We start from the raw sequence: 17,725 nt of genomic DNA, 5'->3' as shown, positions 1-17,725 counted from the left end.
GGTATGTGTTTGGATAAACCGATTCAAAAATAAAACAGCTCCACTCGGCATGGAACTGTTTTAAACCATCAACATCATTATTGAATGTGGTCTCTATGCTCAGAAACCTGAGAAAGGGTATGTCCAGCAGCAGAGTCACTCTCTTTAGCGAGTGATAGATCTCCTAACGAAATAATCCCTACAAGTTTGTTGTTCTCTACGATTGGAAGCCTTCTTATTTGTTTATCTGCCATAAGATCTGCTGCTTCTTCAACTGTCATATCTGCAGAACCTGTATACAGATTATCGCTCATAACGTCTGTTACCTTTGTAGAACCTGGACGTTTCTCAGCAACTCCTCGAACGACAATATCTCGATCCGTGATTACTCCAATAATCTGATCATTCTCACAAACTGGAATAACACCAACATTGTCCTTCTTCATTTTTACCGCTACTTCGTAAACATTGTCCAGCGGTGTTACATAATCTACATTCCTTGTCATGATTTCACTTACCTTTTTCAAAATCCTTACCTCCTCGTGAATGGGAATCTATTCTTCTTTATGCTTTACGAAAGAAAAACAAATATGCGCACTTTTGACAATGATTGCATCTTTAGCGCTTTCATAATATCATTAAGAAGTGATTATTATTTCTTTATTGAATTCCTAGGAGGTTTCACAATGAAATTTGAAGAAAGCGGCTTAAACGGGAAGGTTGTTGAGTTTTCACTTTTAGAACATGTGATGGAAAACCATGGCATGATCCGTGCTGGCCAATGGGATTATGAACGTATTACATATGACTACAAATTTGAAGACATGACGAACGGTGACGTTTATTACTTCCGTTTCCCTTGCCATGTTATTGAAGCAGAAACAGAAACACCACATGCTAAAGTTGAACTTGGAACACCTTATGTAGGGAAACATTATTACCCACATGGTGTAGAGTACGACGAAGTATTTCCAAAACACGTTGTTAATCAATGCAACAAGTTAATTGAAGCCCTTCATAGTGAGTTGCACGTTTAAGAAAACCCCTCTATCATGAGGGGTTTTTTCTTATTCAGCAGCTCTTTCTGGAGATTGAGAGGAATAACCTTCAAATAGTCTGCCACCGTATGGAGCGATCACTTCGTCAACAAATCTAATTACTTTTGATTTGGTACGATTGGAATAATAATCATCAAATACAGAAGCAAATTGTTCTGCAAAAGTTTCATTGTATTCTTTCAAAGCACGAAGAATCCATTTTCCTTCTCCGATCCAGTGCCCATTAACACGTAATACAAATTCATGGGTTCGATCAGCGAGTTTTGAAACGATGAATAAATCTTCTAAGACATTCGTTGACCCTTCCAAATCGTTTAATAGATCGGTTAAGAAATATCGTGCTTGCTCAATTTCAATCGTTTTCCAAGGCGTTGGCCCTGCTTTTAATAGCTGTAGAGCTTCATTCTTAATTCGTGAAGCCTGTCCTGTGTCACGAAGAATGATTCCCTCAGCACACATTTGAGGAAGAGAGGGTCTAGCCCGATCGATATTCTGTTTGAAAAAATGTTTGTACGTAAACATATTGTGAACAAAGACCTCTATAGGCCAATCATATTCAGTAAGTGATTCTCGATATGATTCACTAACAGAACTATCGATGATGATAATGTCTAGATCAGAACTCTCTGTTTCTTCTCCCCTCACTACGCTTCCGGCCAAATAGGCAACATCACAGTTTGGATAATGAGACTCTATAAATTCTTTAGCTGCTTGTCTGGCACTGATTCTCATGATTTTCTTTCCTTTCTACTGGGCTTTCCTTTTATTATTCGACATACAATGTACAATTTCTTTTTTTTATTCTTATTTTATTACCTCTCATCGCAATTATTGTGCTCTTACTAGGCGTGGACCTACGTAACTCCCTATCTTAACGTTCGTGAGGTGAATTTATTTTTTAGAGCTTGTGGTTAGATTAGAACAAGGACCCAAGTAGTTACTTATGCACAAAAAAAATAACCCGCAATATGCCGGTTACTTTAATTCTGGTTTCAATTGATTATTTTGTCTTCTTATTAGCTCCAAGTCCGCTTTATCACGCAGTCGCTCTTTTTTCACCCATCTTGTGAAGATTAAACCGAGTACAAATGCGTAGATAATTTCTTGGAAGATTTTCATCGTTACTCCACCTACGTGCTGATCTTCTTTCGGCGTCATCGTTTCAAACAATTGTGGTACGTTTCTGTACGTTTCATAGAGTTGGAAATCAGCAAACATGATCAACGCACAAGCTGGAGTCATTAAAACACCATTCGCAAAAACGTAACCAATCTTCTTGATATCTGACAATGTATCAAGTTCTTTAACCGGACAAAGAACCGGCCACCACATCGTATAAGCTGTTATTAATAACAAAGCATGATACCCATAATGGATAACAGGATTTGAAACGGCGGCATCAAACACTAAAGGAATATGGTACAAAGAAAATACAGCGTTAAAAATAAGCAACGCAAGCAACGGTTTCGTAAGGAAAGTGAAAATACGAGTAAGGATCGTTTTCTTACTTAACCAATCCTTCCACTTCACCTCAGGAATCGCGAGTATCATAAGAGGTGCAATCATTAAATAAAGAACTGCCATCTGTACCATGTGAACACTAAATAAATAATTGTGTCCTAAAACCTGAACAGGTGTACCTTTTATAATGATCATTAAAACGAGTGAAGCGATCATTGAAGTCTGCTGCCATTTTGTTGCAAGCTTCTTACCCTGCTTATCTCGCGCAACGAACCGAAAATAAACGAATGCAAGAATAATTGCTAAAACGTATATAGAAGGCGGAAAAAGCTCGTACCAGTTATAATCACTTAAACTAGTATGATGAACATGGTGATTATGATGCATGTCTGTCATCTCCTTTATAAAAGTACCCATAAACACTATATCAATCATAGTTGGTACTTGTACGAAATAATAGTGACAATTCGTAATATTGTAACAAATAAAAAGGGCTGCATACGAGATGCAGCCCTTCCTTGATTACGATGTCCAAATAAGTCCCATTAAGGAAGCTACTGTAATAGCTGCAACCAATATACCACTTGCCATTCCCCAAATTGGGAAGTCATGTCCTTTGTGGCTTAAGTGCATCCAAACATATAGCTGGAAAAATACTTGAACAACTGCCAGTGTTAGGATAAACAAAACAGCAAAAGAATCACTAATCTTGTCACTCCAGATCGCAAAGAATGCAACGATTGTTAAAAGAATCATCATGACAAAAGAAACGTTATGATGCTTACGCTCCTCTTTCAAGGCAAGCTTACGCTGAATCTCTTCGTGACGATGAACGGTAGTTTCAGGGTTTTGTGTGTGATTAGCCATGAGTTTAGCCTACCTTTCCCATTAGATAAACAACGGTAAAAATGAATACCCATACAACATCGACAAAGTGCCAATATAGAGCAAACAAATAATACTTTGGAGCATTCGATAATGTAATCCCTCTGTTCCAGTTTCTTGCTAACAAAGTTGTGATCCAAAGAATACCAAACAATACGTGGGCTCCGTGGAAACCAACTAATGTATAGAAAGCTGAACCAAACGCAGAGCTGGTAAACGTATGTCCTTCGTGAACATAATGTATGAACTCATAAATCTCTAGGCCTAAGAATCCAAGACCTAATAACAATGTTACAAGGAACCATCCTTGCAATGAACGTACTTTGTTCTGCTTTAATGAAAGTACTGCATACACACTCGTAAGTGAGCTAGTCAATAGCAGCATTGTAGCTAGAAATACTAATGGCAGTGAAAATAGTTCTGCCCCAGAAGGGCCTTCTAAATGCATATTTCGAAGACCAAGATATGTTCCGAAAAGTGTTGCAAACAAAACCGTTTCTCCACCAAGGAATAACCAGAATCCTAAAAATTTATTCTTACCTTCAAGGGTAGCTTTTTCAGGATGAGCAGGGAAATTCGCATCTGTTAAACGTTCTCCAGCATTCATTAAGCTCTACCCCCTTTAATGTCTGCTTCAACTTCTTCTTTATGAATATGATACCCGTGATCATCAATAATAGAACGTAGGAACATTGTGATCAATACAAGCCCTAGACCTGCTCCAGCTACGTACCAGTTTGAATAGATAAAACCGAAACCAGAAATGAACATACCTAAAGACAAAATAAACGGTAGAATCGATCCATTTGGCATATGAATTTCTCCTACAGGTTCTGCAGGTGTCATCTCGCCATTTCCAGCTGTTTTCTCAACATAAAGTGCATCAAGTCCACGAACGAGTGGTGTTTGAGCAAAGTTGTATTCTGGTGTTGGTACTGGCATAGCCCACTCTAAAGTACGGCCATCCCATGGATCTTTTGTTGTTGCATATTTAGATGATGCAGAAATGATGATGTTGATTAAAAGTACAATGGTTCCTGCACCCATAAGGATCGCACCAATCGTACTTACAAAGTTTGCTCCGTCAAGATCTTGGCCAGACATATATGTATAAACACGTCTAGGCATACCCATTAGTCCTAACCAGTGTTGAGGGAAGAACGTTAAATGGAAACCAATAAAGAACAACCAGAAGTTCCACTTTCCAAGCGTTTCATTCAATACGCGGTTAAACATTCTAGGGTACCAATAGTATAACCCTGAGAATAATCCTAAAATCAAACCACCAACGATTACATAGTGGAAGTGAGCTACTACAAAATAACTGTCATGGTATTGGTAGTCAGCAGCAGGTACAGAAAGCATAACTCCAGTTACTCCACCCATTACGAAAGTTGGTACGAATCCAACTGCGAAAAGCATAGCTGTCGAGAAACGAATTTGTCCGCCCCACATCGTGAAGATCCAGTTGAAGATCTTAACACCTGTCGGAATCGCGATCGCCATCGTTGCTACAGCGAAGATTGAGTTTGCTACAGGTCCTAAACCAACAGTAAACATGTGGTGAACCCAAACCATGAATCCTAAGAATCCGATAAGTACGGTTGCAAAAACCATTGCGCTATAACCGAACAAACGCTTATTAGAGAATGTAGAAATAACTTCAGAGATAATACCGAATGCTGGAAGAATTAAGATATATACTTCCGGGTGACCAAAGATCCAGAAAATATGTTCCCAGATTAAAATGTTACCACCCATATCTGGATTAAAGAAATTAGCATCAAATACACGTTCGAACATTAGTAAGAAGAATCCTACTGTAAGTGCAGGGAATGCGAAAAGAATAAGTCCTGATGTAACAAATGAAGCCCATGTGAACAATGGCATACGCATGAATGTCATACCAGGTGCACGCATGTTGATAATCGTTACAAGGAAGTTAATACCACCTGCAAGAGTACCTGCTCCGGCAATCTGAAGACCAAGTACATAGAAATCAACACCAGTATCTTCTGCTACCGTTGATAGAGGTGCATAAGCTGTCCATCCAGCTTCAGGAGCACCGCCTAAGAACCAACTTAAGTTCAAAAGCACTCCCCCGAAGAAGAATAACCAGAACCCGACTGCATTTACATAAGGGAACGCTACGTCACGCGCTCCTAACTGTAAAGGAACGATCGCGTTCATGAAACCAAAAATGATCGGCATGGCTGCCAAGAAGATCATCGTTGTTCCATGCATCGTTAACAATTGATTATAAAGTTCACCAGTAAAAATCTTGCTGTCTGGTTCCATAAGTTGAATACGCATTAAAACTGCTTCAAGTCCTCCGATTAAGAAGAAGAAGCCACCAGCTAAAAGATACAGAATACCGATCTTTTTATGGTCAACGGTAGTGAGCCAATCCATTAACCCACTTCTCTTTTTGTGACTTTCGTGAGTTGCCACGGTGTAACCTCCTTTTTTGCAATGCTTAAGACTATTTCAATTTAAGACCTAACAAGTAATCTGAAACGGCATCAATTTCCTCATCAGAAAGATTCACTTTAGGCATGTTGTTGCCTGGTTTAACTTCTTGAGGGTCCTTGATCCACTTTTTCAGATTTTCTTTATCATGCTCTAAGATACCTGCTACACGGTCTTTATCCCCAAAACCAGTTAAGCTAGGTCCTGTGTTCCCGCCGTTTTGTCCAACAGCGTGACAAGATAAACAGTTCTTTTCAAAGACTTGTTGTCCATCAGCATTAGCAGAAGATTTGTCGTCAGCCGCTTTATAGCCCGCAACCCAGTTCTTGTAGTCTTCTTTAGAAACAACTCTTACTTTAAAGTCCATTAAAGCATGGGATGCACCACAAAGTTCAGCACATTTCCCTTTGTACACTACGTCTGTCTTACTTCCCGTATCAAACCACATGTAGTTCTTGTTTTTATCACCAGGGTTCGTGTCTGTCTTACCAGCTAGTGAAGGAATCCAGAAAGAGTGAATAACATCAGCAGATGATAATTCAACATGTACTTTCGTATCTGCTGGAAGAACCAATTCCTGAGAAGTGATCAATTCTTCTTTCGGATACTCAAACTCCCACCAATATTGGTGTCCAGTAACCTTAATGCTTAACTCGTTCTTTGAAGCTGGTTTTGCATCTGCAGAGAATTCAAACGTTCTCATTACAGTTGGTACAGCTAAAATGATAAGCAATAAAATTGGAATAACTGTCCATAATAATTCAAGCATATGGTTACCTTCCACTTGCTTAGGTGTAGAATTGTCACCTTTTCTCTTTCTAAACTTCAATAATACGAATGCATAAAGAACGAAAACTACCACCAGGACCAGAATCATAATACTAATAGAGATCAGCATCAGCTGGAACTGTTTGTCAGCAACTTCACCTTGCGGAATTAAAGTTGATAGAGTCGGATCTCCGCACCCCATCAAAAGAAGAGCCAACATGGCAAATAAGGAAAGAAAACGCCCTTTTTGTAGCCATTTTTTCATCACTACATATACCCCACTTTCTCGTTGTAGTCTGTTTTGACTGAATGTTCTATCTATTCAATTCAAATAAATGTGTTATTTGAATGGAAATAGCAAAAGTAAATCTAACACAATAAAACCCTTTTCTCTAAACAACTAGGAACTTCACTCTTAAGAGTGACTATAAACGATAAGCCTTCATCTATACTTTTTTATGAAAGCCCTTTTATGTAAAGGCGATTATAGGAACAGCACAATCGCGCTGTTCCAGTATAAAATCTATATGTTCACTAAGATCATAGCAACAAACATAATGGTCATATAATTCAACGAATATACGAACATCATACGAGCCCACTTCATGTCATCCTTTGTCTTTAACCCTGATAATGCTAGAATAAGCCATCCTGTTCCTAACACAGCAGCCAAGATCAAGTAGACGATACCAAATTCAAACAGGTAAAGAGACACAGGAAGTAATGCGGATACGTACCAGATCATCTGACGTTTCGTTAATGCGAAACCGGATACAACAGGAAGCATCGGAATTCCTGCTTTTCGATAATCTTCACATCGTTTCATCGCAAGCGCCAAAAAGTGTGGTGGCTGCCATAAAAACATGATCAAGAATAAGATCCAAGCAACCCAATGAAGGTTTGCATCTACAGCTGCCCAGCCGATTAATGGCGGTACCGCCCCAGATATGCCTCCGATTACCGTGTTAATAGAATGAGTTCGTTTAAGCCACATCGTGTAAACAACGACATATACGAAAAGTCCAATCAATCCCATTACTGCTGCCGTTAAGGTTGTCATTGCAAGCATAACTGTTCCGATTGCGGAAAGAATAATACCTACCCAAAGAACTTGATTCGCACTGATCCTGCCTGTAACTGTCGGCCGTTCAATCGTACGTTCCATCAGCTGGTCTATATCTCTATCAATATAGTTATTTAAGCAGCAGCCACCTGCGATAACTAATGCTGCACCTAAAATACAAAGAACTAGATCACCAATCTTGTCAGAAAATAAAAGATTGTTATATTTTAAAGCTAGAAAGAATCCAGCAAATGTCGTAATCAAGTTACTCATAACGATTCCGAGCTTCGCGATGGTTAAAAAATCCTTCCAGGTGCCTGTAGGGTTCGCTTCAGATAGAGGTCCGGGTTCCATTACTTTGTTAGCGACTTCATATGCAGTTGGAGTTTTGCTCAACAGATACACCTCCTTTTAGAGTAAAATGTTCCAAATCTTGCTTTTGCTGTTATTTAAGCCCTCATTCATTCTATATGGGCTTGACTCTAAAATCAACGGTAAAAAAATGTCTTCATCTGTTCACAATATGTAAAGTAGAACGTTTTACCTATATGATAGGATAGTGATATATAAAGAAAATGTCCTCTAACATTATAAAACAAATCAAGTGCTTTGTATACTTCGACTAATATAGACACTATCTTATCTTATTTGTACGATGGAAGTGCCTGGAATACTTGTTGAAAATATTACAAATTTGTGAACGGTTATAGGACAAAAAAAGCAGGTGAATGAATTGAAAAGATTTTATCAGATTTATTCTATTATTACTTCACTAGGTATGTTGCTCGTATTGCTGATGGGAGCTGTTGTAACAAAAACAGGCTCCGGTGATGGATGCGGTAACTCGTGGCCGCTCTGTTATGGAGAAATCTTGCCTACAGCACCTAAACTCGAAACGATTATTGAAGTGAGTCACCGTTTTGTGTCAGCATGGCTTGGTCTTCTCGTTATCATACTGGCGATTTGGGCTTGGAGACGAGAACCACATAGAAGAGAAATAAAGATTTTGGCTGGATCAGCTGTATTCTTTATTATCCTTCAAGGTCTTTTAGGAGCCGCTGCCGTAATTTGGAGCCAATCTTCAGCCGTTCTTGCTTCTCATTTCGGCTTTTCACTCGTTTCGTTCGCAAGTGTTCTCTTGATAGCGATTCTTTCCTTTGAAGATCCTGATCGTCCTTTTATTGCAAAAGTCTCACCCGCATTTAAAAAGAACATCTACTGGTTATTCGCGTATTTGTATGCTGTTGTATACACGGGTGCACTCGTAAGACATACCGGCTCAAGTATGGGTTGTGGTCCGGAGTTTCCATTGTGCAACGGAACCATATTCGCAACAATAGGATCTCAAGCAAGTATTCATTTATTGCATCGTATTGCTGCTATCGTTCTTTTTATTTGGATCGTATATGCTTGGTACCACGCTAGAAAGTACTATAGCGATCAAAAAGTAGTCACAAAAGGATTTCAATTCGCTCTACTTTTTGTCATTCTCCAAGGTGTATCTGGAGCATTGATCGTATATTCAAACTTAAACTTATTCGTAGCCCTTGGGCATGGATTGATCATCTCTTTCTTGTTTGGAACGCTGAGCTACTTAGCTTTAATCGTATATCGAAAGTAAATCAAAAAAAACCAAGGTGCACGTTTTGCACCTTGGTTTTTTTATTTGCTCTTTTCTAAATGAATGTTGCTTTTAACTCCTTGTCACCTTTGACAATTGATTGGAGTGGAAGGTGCGAGACTCCTACGGGACAGGCGGGCAGGTGAGACACTTAAGAGTGAAACGTACGAATGTGGCTCACCGCCTGCCCCGTGGAAAGCGAGCAGCCTGTAACGGAAATCAACACTTCCAAGAGCAACAAAGTTTACGAAAACAGCCTTTTATTATTACTTAATCAACTCTATTAAAAGATCACCAGCAGCGATTCCTTCTCCGTTTTGAACGGAAATCTCTTTAACGGTTCCATCAAATGGAGCTTGAACCGTCGTCTCCATCTTCATGGCTTCAGTTATCATAAGATGATCGCCTTTTTTAACCTTCTCCCCTTTTTCGACTAGAACCTTGATCACAGTTCCTGGCATACTTGCACCAATCTGTGAAGGATTTGAAGGATCTACCTTTTGCTTTGCAGATACCGTGACTTTAGCACTTTCGTCGATTACAACGATTTCACGAGATTGACCGTTAAGTTCAAAGTAAAGAACTCTAGATCCATCATTCTGAGCTTCACCGATTGAAACGAGCTTCACGATCAAAGTCTTACCTTGTTCGATCTCGACTTCAATTTCTTCTCCAAGCTTCATTCCATAGAAGAACGTCGGAGTATCAAGAACGGAAATATCACCGAATTGTGAATACATCTTTTCACGATCCAAGAATACCTTTGGATATAATGCATACGCCAAAACATCAAAACTTGTTACTTGGCGATTTATCTTGTGGAATAACGTTTCCTTCATGTCATTAAAATCAGCAGCCTCTAAAAGCTCTCCTGGCCTCACTGACAGAGGTTCTCTTCCTTTTAAGATGATACGTTGCAGTTCTCTAGGAAAACCTTCGTACGGCTGTCCTAGGTACCCTTGAAAGAATTCTACAACAGAGTCAGGGAAATCCAAGGAATCTCCTCTATCGTAAACATCATCTTCTGTTAAGTTGTTCTGAACCATATACAGCGCCATGTCACCTACAACTTTTGATGATGGAGTAACTTTAACAACATCGCCAAACATATCATTCACTCTACGATACATTTGTTTGACTTCATCCCAGCGGTCACCAAGACCAACCGCCTTTGCTTGCTGCTGTAGATTACTAAACTGCCCACCTGGCATCTCATGCTCATATACTTCCGGATCTGGTGCAGCCGAGTTGCTTTCAAAACCTGAATAATATTTTCTGATATCTTCCCAATATGAGGATAGGTCTTTAACATGATCAATGTTCATTTCAGGCTGTCTTTCGTTACCAGCTAACGCGTAATAAAGTGAATTTGCACTCGGCTGAGATGTTTGACCTGCCATTGAACTTACAGCAACGTCTACGATATCAACACCTGCTTCAGCAGCTTTCGCATAAGTATAGATTCCGTTTCCACTTGTGTCATGTGTATGCAGGTGGATCGGGATATCAATCGATTGCTTCAGCGCTGATACGAGGTCATAAGCAGCTTGAGGTTTTAAAAGTCCCGCCATATCTTTAATAGCTAGAATATGTGCTCCTTCTGCTTCAAGCTCTTTTGCTAGATTCACATAATATTTCAAATCATACTTTGTTCGGTTCGGATCTAAAATATCTCCTGTATAGCAAATGGCTGCTTCGGCAATCTTCCCAGTCTCACGAACAGCTCGGATTGCCACTTTCATACCTTCTACCCAGTTTAAGCTATCAAAAATTCGGAATACATCGATTCCTGCCATAGCTGACTTTTTAACGAACTCCTCAACGACGTTATCTGGATAGTTTTTGTATCCTACCGCATTAGAAGCTCTAAGTAACATTTGGAACAACACATTAGGAGCTTTTTCTCTCAGCTTAATTAAGCGATCCCATGGATCTTCATTTAAGAAACGATAAGAAACATCAAACGTTGCTCCTCCCCACATCTCGAGTGAGAACATTTCTGGCCATAGTCTAGCGGTCGGTTCAGCAATATGGAGAAGGTCATTCGTACGAACGCGAGTCGCTAGCAACGATTGGTGACCATCTCGGAACGTTGTATCCGTAAGAAGGAGCCTCTTTTGATCCTTAATCCAACGAGACACTGCTTCTGGTCCTTCAGCGTCTAACAATTGTTTTGTTCCATTAGGGATTGACTCAGAATGTTTAATTTTAGGAATCCGCGGTTTAGCAAAATTAGGCTTATCCTGTTTAGCTAGACCTGGAAAACCATTAATTGTTGTTGCACCGATATATGAGAGCATCTTCGTTCCTCTATCTTTACGCTTTGGGAAAACGAAGAGTTCACTGCTCGTATCAATGAACGAAGTATCATAGTCACCTGACAAAAACTTTTGGTGAGTTACAACATTCTCAAGGAAAGCAATGTTTGTTTTGATACCACGAATACGAAACTCTTTTAAGTTTCTTAACATTTTAGAAGCTGCTTGTTCATACGATAAAGCCCACGTAGACACTTTAACGAGCAAAGAATCATAGAAAGGCGTGATAATCGCACCTTGGAAGCCATTTCCGGCATCCAATCGAACCCCAAAACCTCCACCCGAACGATAAGCCATAATTTTACCAGTGTCAGGCATAAACTGATTAGAAGGATCTTCCGTTGTTACGCGTGATTGGATCGCATATCCGTGACAATAAATATCTTCTTGCTTCGGAATACCAATCTCTTTTCCGTGTAGTGGGTATCCTTCTGCTATTAAAATTTGAGATTGTACAATATCGATACCCGTAACCATCTCTGTAATCGTGTGCTCTACTTGAACCCTAGGATTCACTTCTATGAAATAAAATTTGCCGTCTGGCGTTACGAGGTACTCAACTGTTCCTGCATTGATATAATCCACATGCTTCATCAAAGATACGGCAGATTCACAAATATCGTGACGAAGCTCATCAGATAGCGAGACACTTGGTGCAACTTCAACTACCTTCTGATGTCTTCTTTGAACAGAACAGTCACGCTCATATAAATGCACTAAGTTACCTTCATGATCACCGAGGATCTGTACTTCGATATGTTTTGGGTTCTCTACAAATTTTTCGACGTATACTTCATCTTTACCAAAAGCAGCTTTAGCCTCCGATTTGGCACGGTCGTAACTTTCCGCAAGGGAGTTCTCACTTCTGACGATACGCATTCCGCGTCCGCCTCCACCCATAGAAGCCTTGATGATAATTGGAAAACCATTACTCAGAGCAAAGTCTCTCACTTCTGAAAGACTGTTAACAGGTCCATCACTACCTGGAATTACTGGAATGTTAGCATCAATAGCTGTTTGTCTAGCTTTCACTTTATCTCCGAAAACATCTAGGTGTTTTTGGTTTGGACCAATGAAAATGATTCCTTCTTCATTACAGCGTTCTGCAAATTCCTTGTTCTCCGACAAAAAGCCGTATCCTGGATGAACCGCGTCAACACCATTCGTCTTTGCGATCTCAATAATGCCTTCAATATCAAGATAAGCATCGATCGGTTTCTTTCCTTCGCCTACAAGATAGGCTTCATCCGCTTTATAACGATGATAAGATCCCGTATCTTCTTTTGAATATATAGCTACTGTTCGTATATCTAGTTCGGTACAGGCTCTGAAAATCCGAATTGCAATTTCTCCTCGGTTTGCTACTAAGACTTTGCTGATTTTTCTACTCATACAAGTTCCTCTCCTTTTACCGTTACATGATAGCTTTTATCTTTCTGTTTACTTCGGGCTTTCGATCAGGCACTTTTTTGTTCAGATTTACTTTTGCAGAAATATTTATGAGAATCCCCATCGATGTTAGAAACAAAAGAAGGGATGAGCCCCCGTACGAAATAAATGGCAAAGGAACACCAGTAATCGGTAGTAACCCTACTGCCGCACCTAGGTTGACCACTGTTTGAATACCTATCATACCAGCGATACCAAAAGCTAATAGGCTTGAATATGTATCATTACTTTGCATGCCAATATAGAATCCTTTTAGTACGATATATCCTAATAAAGCGATAATGGAGAATACTCCAATAAAACCAAGTTCTTCAGCAATGATGGCAATGATAAAATCAGTGTGTGGTTCAGGAAGAAACCCATATTTCTGAATACTCTCACCTAGACCTGATCCTGTCATTCCACCAGCAGCGATTGAAATATAACCATTCACGAGCTGATATCCGTCACCCGCAGGATCTTTGAAAGGTGCAAATGCTGCATCGAAACGGGAAAGTTGTTCAGGTGTCAAACGAAGGAATATACCTAATCCTACGATACCCGCTAATGCTGCCATTGAAAATATATGTTTGAATTTTATTCCTGAGCAGAATAGAATAACTCCAGCAACCCCTGAAACGATTATGCCTGTCCCTAAGTCAGGCTGTCTAAGAATCAATAGAAACATAATGGCGAAGATCGTTAATGGAGGGATGACTCCTTTTTTGAAATCTTGCATCTTACCTTGTTTCTTTGAATAGATGGCTGCTAAGTAGATAGCCAGTGTTAGCTTGATAAATTCAGCAGGTTGAATACCGATCGGACCTATGTATAACCAGCTTTTTGCGTTGTTTACTTCTCGCCCGAACAATAATACAAATATCAATATAAGAATAGAAAATACGACAATAGGCATCATTAGCTTTTTATAGATTTGAACATTAAATCTCATTGTAAAATACATGAGTCCTATCCCAACTAGTAGAAAGACTAGTTGTCTTGTAAAGAAAAAGCTGCTGCTATAATCGTATTTATTGATCGTTACCCCTATACTCGCGCTGTAGATCATGACTAAACCAGCACTGCACAATAATAGTACGGCTACTATCAAAGAATAGTCATAGGGTCTTACTGCTTTTTTCACGTTGTTCACCTTTCTCCTCTCTTACGAAATCTTGAAACTGCATCTTTATAATTATTAGATATTGTAACACATAAACCTTTTTTATTTATGAAACAACACTACAGCTTCAGCTTCTTATACTCTTTCGAAGGATGTGTCGCCTTTTTGATGAACATCCTCTCATAAATGAAAAAGACTTCCCGAAAAGCCGGCACTTGTAAAAGAGAGCAACTACTCACAAGAAAATGCAAGGAAATGTATGTATATAAAAAAATCCAGTCCAATTTACATTCTCGGACTGGGTGTCGTTCATTTTTTCATTGAGGCATCGTGCAAAGCAGTTAACTGCTTTTCAAGTGATTCTAATAATTTCTTACCTGTTTCTTCTTCGACCAGGTTTAAACGGACTGCAAAATCTATTTCACGGGACAAACCAAACATTTGCGTATCCAATACTTCCTCATAGAGGGGACATTGTGGCATTGTTAAGTTTTCCATTTGAACTTCAATTAGTTTCAGGATTTTGTCTGCATCTGCTTTTAATAGTTCAAATGCCCTTTCCCGATGTCCAGTTGCCATCTCAGCTGACAATGATCATCCCTCCGTTCGACACGATTTCTACCTTTAAATATAAAGGTTTGCATAAAAAAAATCAACATATTACAGTATTCTTATAATCGTGCTATGCTTTTCATAGCGTTTTCAAAATTCAAGGAGGTTTATATGGAATTCATCGTAGCATTAAACGGAAAAGTAAACTATCCCCTTACATTAGATCCAGGAGTTTGGATTTTTGATGATAGAAAAGAGGATTTACACACATTGTTCGATTTAGATAAATCGAAGGAAAACGAGCAAGAAAAGTACTTAAAAGAAGTGTCTGCACATTGGGACAGAGAACTGCAAGAAGGCGCAGTCCCCCCTTCAGAACAAAAGAAACAAAGTTCAAAAACGACTTTAAAAGAAACCCTTTTAACAAGTTCATTCGCAATTTCTCTATCTTATTTTATCTATAATGCACAACCGCACCCTGACGCAGAAAAAGTTAGGATAGAGTCAGGGGACGGAAGCGTTGAAATCACATTTGAGGAAGCACAAAACGGCTACTTTGCTTTTTCCAATAATGGAAAACCGCTTAAAGAAGATGGTCCTGTTCATTTTTATTTTGGTGATGGTCGTAACAAAGAAAATCCGATCAAACACATTTCAGCAGTAACTATTCTTTAAATGAAATGTAGACAGCTCATACATGGGCTGTCTTTTTTATTTATAAATTTATCTCGCACTATTTATAATAAATCAGCAGCAATCTGAGCAAGTGATGAACGTTCTCCTTTTTCTAAGCGAACATGCCCACTCAACGCTTGATCCTTAAATTTCTCAACTACATACGTTAATCCATTCGTAAACTCATCTAAATACGGATGGTCGATCTGTTGAGGATCTCCTAAGAGAACGATCTTACTGCCTTCTCCTACCCGTGTTAAGATGGTCTTCACTTCATGCTTCGTTAAATTTTGGGCTTCATCGATGATAATGAATTGGTCTGGCAAACTTCTTCCACGAATATAAGTCAGTGCTTCAACATGAATAGAACCGATGCCCGCTAGAATTTTTTCAAGTTCACCTGATTTTTTTGTATTAAATAAATATTCTAAGTTGTCATAGACAGGCTGCATCCACGGTTTTAATTTTTCTTCTTTTTCCCCTGGCAGATAGCCGATATCTTTTCCAACCGGAACAATCGGTCGAGCAATAAATAGCTTAATATAATCTTTTAAATCCTCTGTTTGAAGAAGTGCTGCAGCGAGCGTGATCAGCGTTTTTCCGGTTCCAGCTTTACCGATCAGAGTCACGAGCGGTAAATCTTTACGTAAAAGTAACTCAAACGCCATCTTCTGCTGAACATTTCTTGCTCGGATTCCCCAGATCTGTTCTGAATCGTACCGAAGCGGCTTTAACGTCTTACCGTTTTCATCCACTTTTCCAAGAGCAGAAACCGAAGACCTGAACACGTCTTTTAAAATTACAAATTGATGAGGATGAAACGAGTGTCCTGTTAACTCGATCAATTGAAGTTCATTTTTTTCATAAAACTTATTCAACAGATCACCTTGTACATAAATTTCTTTGTAACCGGTATACGTTTGGTCATTCTTGTCGATCACTCTATCGCTCAGAAAGTCTTCTGCTTCAATTCCAAGTGCGTCTGCTTTTACTCGTACGAGCACATCTTTTGAGACTAGTATAACTTTGATGCCACTTTTCTTCTCTTCTTCTTCTTGTTTAAGGTTTAGGGTTACAGCCAGTATCCGGTTATCGTTTGTCTGTTCAACAAAAGTTTCCTGAAGTCTTTTAAAAGATTTATGATTGAGTTCGACTCGAAGTGTACCTCCATTTTCTAGCGGAACCCCTTTATGAAGCTGTCCATTTTGTCTGACCCTATCGATTAAACGAGAAACCTCACGTGCATTTCTTCCAATTTCGTCCATGTAACGTTTTTTTGAATCCACTTCTTCTAACACGACTGCAGGAATAATCACTTCACTATCTCCAAAAGATTGTATGGAATATGGATCCTGCAACAGTACGTTCGTATCTAGGACGTATCGTTTATTCAACATTCAGCCTCCTGACTTAATGTGTTCTTTTCAATTGTTCATGTAGCGTCTTAAGGACTGCCTATTAAAAATGTATGTACAAAGGAATAAAGTTAGAAGAATGTACAAAAAATAACGAAAATGAACTGGAAGGATGAATGTCATTGAAAATATTTCGTATCGTAGCCGTCCTTAGTGCTATATTCGTACTGTTTGGCTGCATGAACAATAATAATGATAATGCTCAAAATGACGAGAATACCCCGAGGCTTACTAAAGTCAACCAAACTGCAAACAGCAAAAAGCCTCACCAGCCAAAAGGTTCTCAAGAAATATCGAAACACCTTGTAGGATTAGCTACCGGTATACCGGGTGTAGAAGATGCAACAGCTGTTGTGTTAGGACCTTATGCCGTAGTTGGGATAGATGTAGATCATAAGCTTGATAATTCTAAGGTTGGTTCTATTAAATATTCTGTAGCTGAATCTTTGAAAAACGATCCGAATGGTAAGAATGCTCTCGTTACAGCTGATCCTGATACGGTAGAAAGACTTCGTCAAATGGGTATACAAATCCGTCAAGGTCATCCGATCGGCGGTATTATGAAAGAACTCGCAGGAATAGTTGGACGACTGATGCCACAAGTCCCTCACAGCATTCAGACGAAAAAGCCATCACCAACAGAAACGAACAACAGTCAATTATCTAAAAGAGAACAACAAGAACTAAAGAACCAACAACAAAAACAAGAAAAATCAGATAAAAATCAGCCTCAACGATTAAATGAAAGCTGATCTATACAATGGTTTAAGACTCATGATGTATATAGTCATGAGTCTTTTTTGTTTGTAAGGTCTCGTCTTAATGCATTTCAATAAAAATCCATCCATGAAACAAACCTTCTATCCGAAGTACAGTTCATTTAATTTTCCATTTTTTTTTGGTATACTGT

At 39.1% G+C, this 17,725-nt stretch carries 16 protein-coding genes; 4 read left to right on the top strand and 12 right to left on the bottom strand.

Annotated elements, in window-relative coordinates:
- Positions 1–77: 77 nt before the first annotated feature.
- Positions 78–506, bottom strand: coding sequence for a CBS domain-containing protein (locus tag I5J82_RS05135; RefSeq protein WP_198766940.1), 429 nt, complete (start codon positions 504–506; stop codon positions 78–80).
- Between the two features lie 159 nt (positions 507–665).
- Between I5J82_RS05135 and I5J82_RS05130 the strand changes: the two genes are divergently transcribed.
- On the top strand, positions 666–1,016 hold the full coding sequence (locus I5J82_RS05130) for a YugN family protein (RefSeq protein ID WP_066393368.1): 351 nt from the start codon (positions 666–668) through the stop codon (positions 1,014–1,016).
- Between the two features lie 30 nt (positions 1,017–1,046).
- Here I5J82_RS05130 and I5J82_RS05125 read toward each other — a convergent pair whose 3' ends face one another.
- The 7 genes from I5J82_RS05125 to cyoE form a co-directional block, all read right to left on the bottom strand.
- Positions 1,047–1,763: a nucleotidyltransferase domain-containing protein gene (locus tag I5J82_RS05125; protein ID WP_198768920.1), complete on the bottom strand. Its 717-nt coding sequence runs from the start codon at positions 1,761–1,763 to the stop codon at positions 1,047–1,049.
- 249 nt (positions 1,764–2,012) lie between these two features.
- On the bottom strand, positions 2,013–2,885 hold the full coding sequence (locus I5J82_RS05120) for a cytochrome c oxidase assembly protein (RefSeq protein ID WP_198766939.1): 873 nt from the start codon (positions 2,883–2,885) through the stop codon (positions 2,013–2,015).
- 135 nt (positions 2,886–3,020) lie between these two features.
- The gene (locus tag I5J82_RS05115) at positions 3,021–3,365 is read right to left on the bottom strand and encodes a cytochrome C oxidase subunit IV family protein (RefSeq protein WP_066393364.1); all 345 of its coding nucleotides are present in this window, start codon (positions 3,363–3,365) and stop codon (positions 3,021–3,023) included.
- Positions 3,366–3,369: 4 nt separating this feature from the next.
- Entirely contained in the window at positions 3,370–3,990 is a 621-nt protein-coding gene (locus I5J82_RS05110) for a cytochrome c oxidase subunit 3 (RefSeq protein WP_198766938.1), read from the bottom strand.
- A complete protein-coding gene (ctaD, locus tag I5J82_RS05105) occupies positions 3,990–5,834 on the bottom strand; it encodes a cytochrome c oxidase subunit I (protein WP_332873631.1) in 1,845 nt (614 codons plus the stop codon). The genes I5J82_RS05110 and ctaD overlap by 1 nt, the downstream gene beginning before the upstream one ends.
- Positions 5,835–5,865: 31 nt before the next feature.
- Entirely contained in the window at positions 5,866–6,885 is a 1,020-nt protein-coding gene (gene coxB, locus I5J82_RS05100) for a cytochrome c oxidase subunit II (RefSeq protein WP_198766937.1), read from the bottom strand.
- Between the two features lie 258 nt (positions 6,886–7,143).
- Entirely contained in the window at positions 7,144–8,079 is a 936-nt protein-coding gene (gene cyoE, locus I5J82_RS05095; protein ID WP_233096414.1) for a heme o synthase, read from the bottom strand.
- 328 nt (positions 8,080–8,407) lie between these two features.
- Between cyoE and I5J82_RS05090 the strand changes: the two genes are divergently transcribed.
- Positions 8,408–9,304 carry a COX15/CtaA family protein gene (locus tag I5J82_RS05090; RefSeq protein WP_332873630.1) on the top strand — a complete coding sequence of 299 codons (897 nt, stop codon included), beginning with the start codon at positions 8,408–8,410 and terminating at the stop codon, positions 9,302–9,304.
- Between the two features lie 266 nt (positions 9,305–9,570).
- Here I5J82_RS05090 and pyc read toward each other — a convergent pair whose 3' ends face one another.
- The 3 genes from pyc to I5J82_RS05075 form a co-directional block, all read right to left on the bottom strand.
- Entirely contained in the window at positions 9,571–13,014 is a 3,444-nt protein-coding gene (pyc, locus tag I5J82_RS05085) for a pyruvate carboxylase (RefSeq protein ID WP_198766935.1), read from the bottom strand.
- Between the two features lie 22 nt (positions 13,015–13,036).
- Positions 13,037–14,203, bottom strand: coding sequence for a putative lipid II flippase FtsW (ftsW, locus tag I5J82_RS05080; protein ID WP_144700994.1), 1,167 nt, complete (start codon positions 14,201–14,203; stop codon positions 13,037–13,039).
- A gap of 279 nt (positions 14,204–14,482) precedes the next feature.
- Positions 14,483–14,752, bottom strand: coding sequence for an Fpa/YlaN family protein (locus tag I5J82_RS05075; protein WP_370630111.1), 270 nt, complete (start codon positions 14,750–14,752; stop codon positions 14,483–14,485).
- 144 nt (positions 14,753–14,896) lie between these two features.
- On the opposite strand from I5J82_RS05075, the gene I5J82_RS05070 reads away from it, so the two are divergent.
- Complete coding sequence (locus I5J82_RS05070) at positions 14,897–15,400, top strand: peptidyl-prolyl cis-trans isomerase (protein ID WP_198766934.1); 504 nt, start codon at positions 14,897–14,899, stop codon at positions 15,398–15,400.
- Positions 15,401–15,462: 62 nt separating this feature from the next.
- Here I5J82_RS05070 and I5J82_RS05065 read toward each other — a convergent pair whose 3' ends face one another.
- Positions 15,463–16,797: a PhoH family protein gene (locus I5J82_RS05065; RefSeq protein ID WP_198766933.1), complete on the bottom strand. Its 1,335-nt coding sequence runs from the start codon at positions 16,795–16,797 to the stop codon at positions 15,463–15,465.
- A gap of 140 nt (positions 16,798–16,937) precedes the next feature.
- Between I5J82_RS05065 and I5J82_RS05060 the strand changes: the two genes are divergently transcribed.
- Positions 16,938–17,567 (top strand): YhcN/YlaJ family sporulation lipoprotein, encoded by a 630-nt coding sequence (locus I5J82_RS05060; RefSeq protein WP_269819562.1) that lies wholly within the window; start codon positions 16,938–16,940, stop codon positions 17,565–17,567.
- Positions 17,568–17,725: the final 158 nt, after the last annotated feature.

This window comes from Fictibacillus halophilus (genome assembly GCF_016401385.1).
Taxonomy (GTDB): Bacteria; Bacillota; Bacilli; order Bacillales; family Fictibacillaceae; genus Fictibacillus; species Fictibacillus halophilus.
This window is presented reverse-complemented; position numbering and strand designations above follow the sequence as displayed.

Excerpts from the sequence above, each read along its gene's own strand:
- I5J82_RS05130 (WP_066393368.1), top strand. The coding sequence starts at position 666 with ATGAAATTTGAAGAAAGCGGCTTAAACGGGAAGGTTGTTGAGTTTTCA.
- I5J82_RS05120 (WP_198766939.1), bottom strand. The coding sequence starts at position 2,885 with ATGCATCATAATCACCATGTTCATCATACTAGTTTAAGTGATTATAAC.
- I5J82_RS05115 (WP_066393364.1), bottom strand. The coding sequence starts at position 3,365 with ATGGCTAATCACACACAAAACCCTGAAACTACCGTTCATCGTCACGAA.
- I5J82_RS05110 (WP_198766938.1), bottom strand. The coding sequence starts at position 3,990 with ATGAATGCTGGAGAACGTTTAACAGATGCGAATTTCCCTGCTCATCCT.
- coxB (WP_198766937.1), bottom strand. The coding sequence starts at position 6,885 with ATGAAAAAATGGCTACAAAAAGGGCGTTTTCTTTCCTTATTTGCCATG.
- pyc (WP_198766935.1), bottom strand. The coding sequence starts at position 13,014 with ATGAGTAGAAAAATCAGCAAAGTCTTAGTAGCAAACCGAGGAGAAATT.
- I5J82_RS05075 (WP_370630111.1), bottom strand. The coding sequence starts at position 14,752 with ATGGCAACTGGACATCGGGAAAGGGCATTTGAACTATTAAAAGCAGAT.
- I5J82_RS05070 (WP_198766934.1), top strand. The coding sequence starts at position 14,897 with ATGGAATTCATCGTAGCATTAAACGGAAAAGTAAACTATCCCCTTACA.
- I5J82_RS05065 (WP_198766933.1), bottom strand. The coding sequence starts at position 16,797 with ATGTTGAATAAACGATACGTCCTAGATACGAACGTACTGTTGCAGGAT.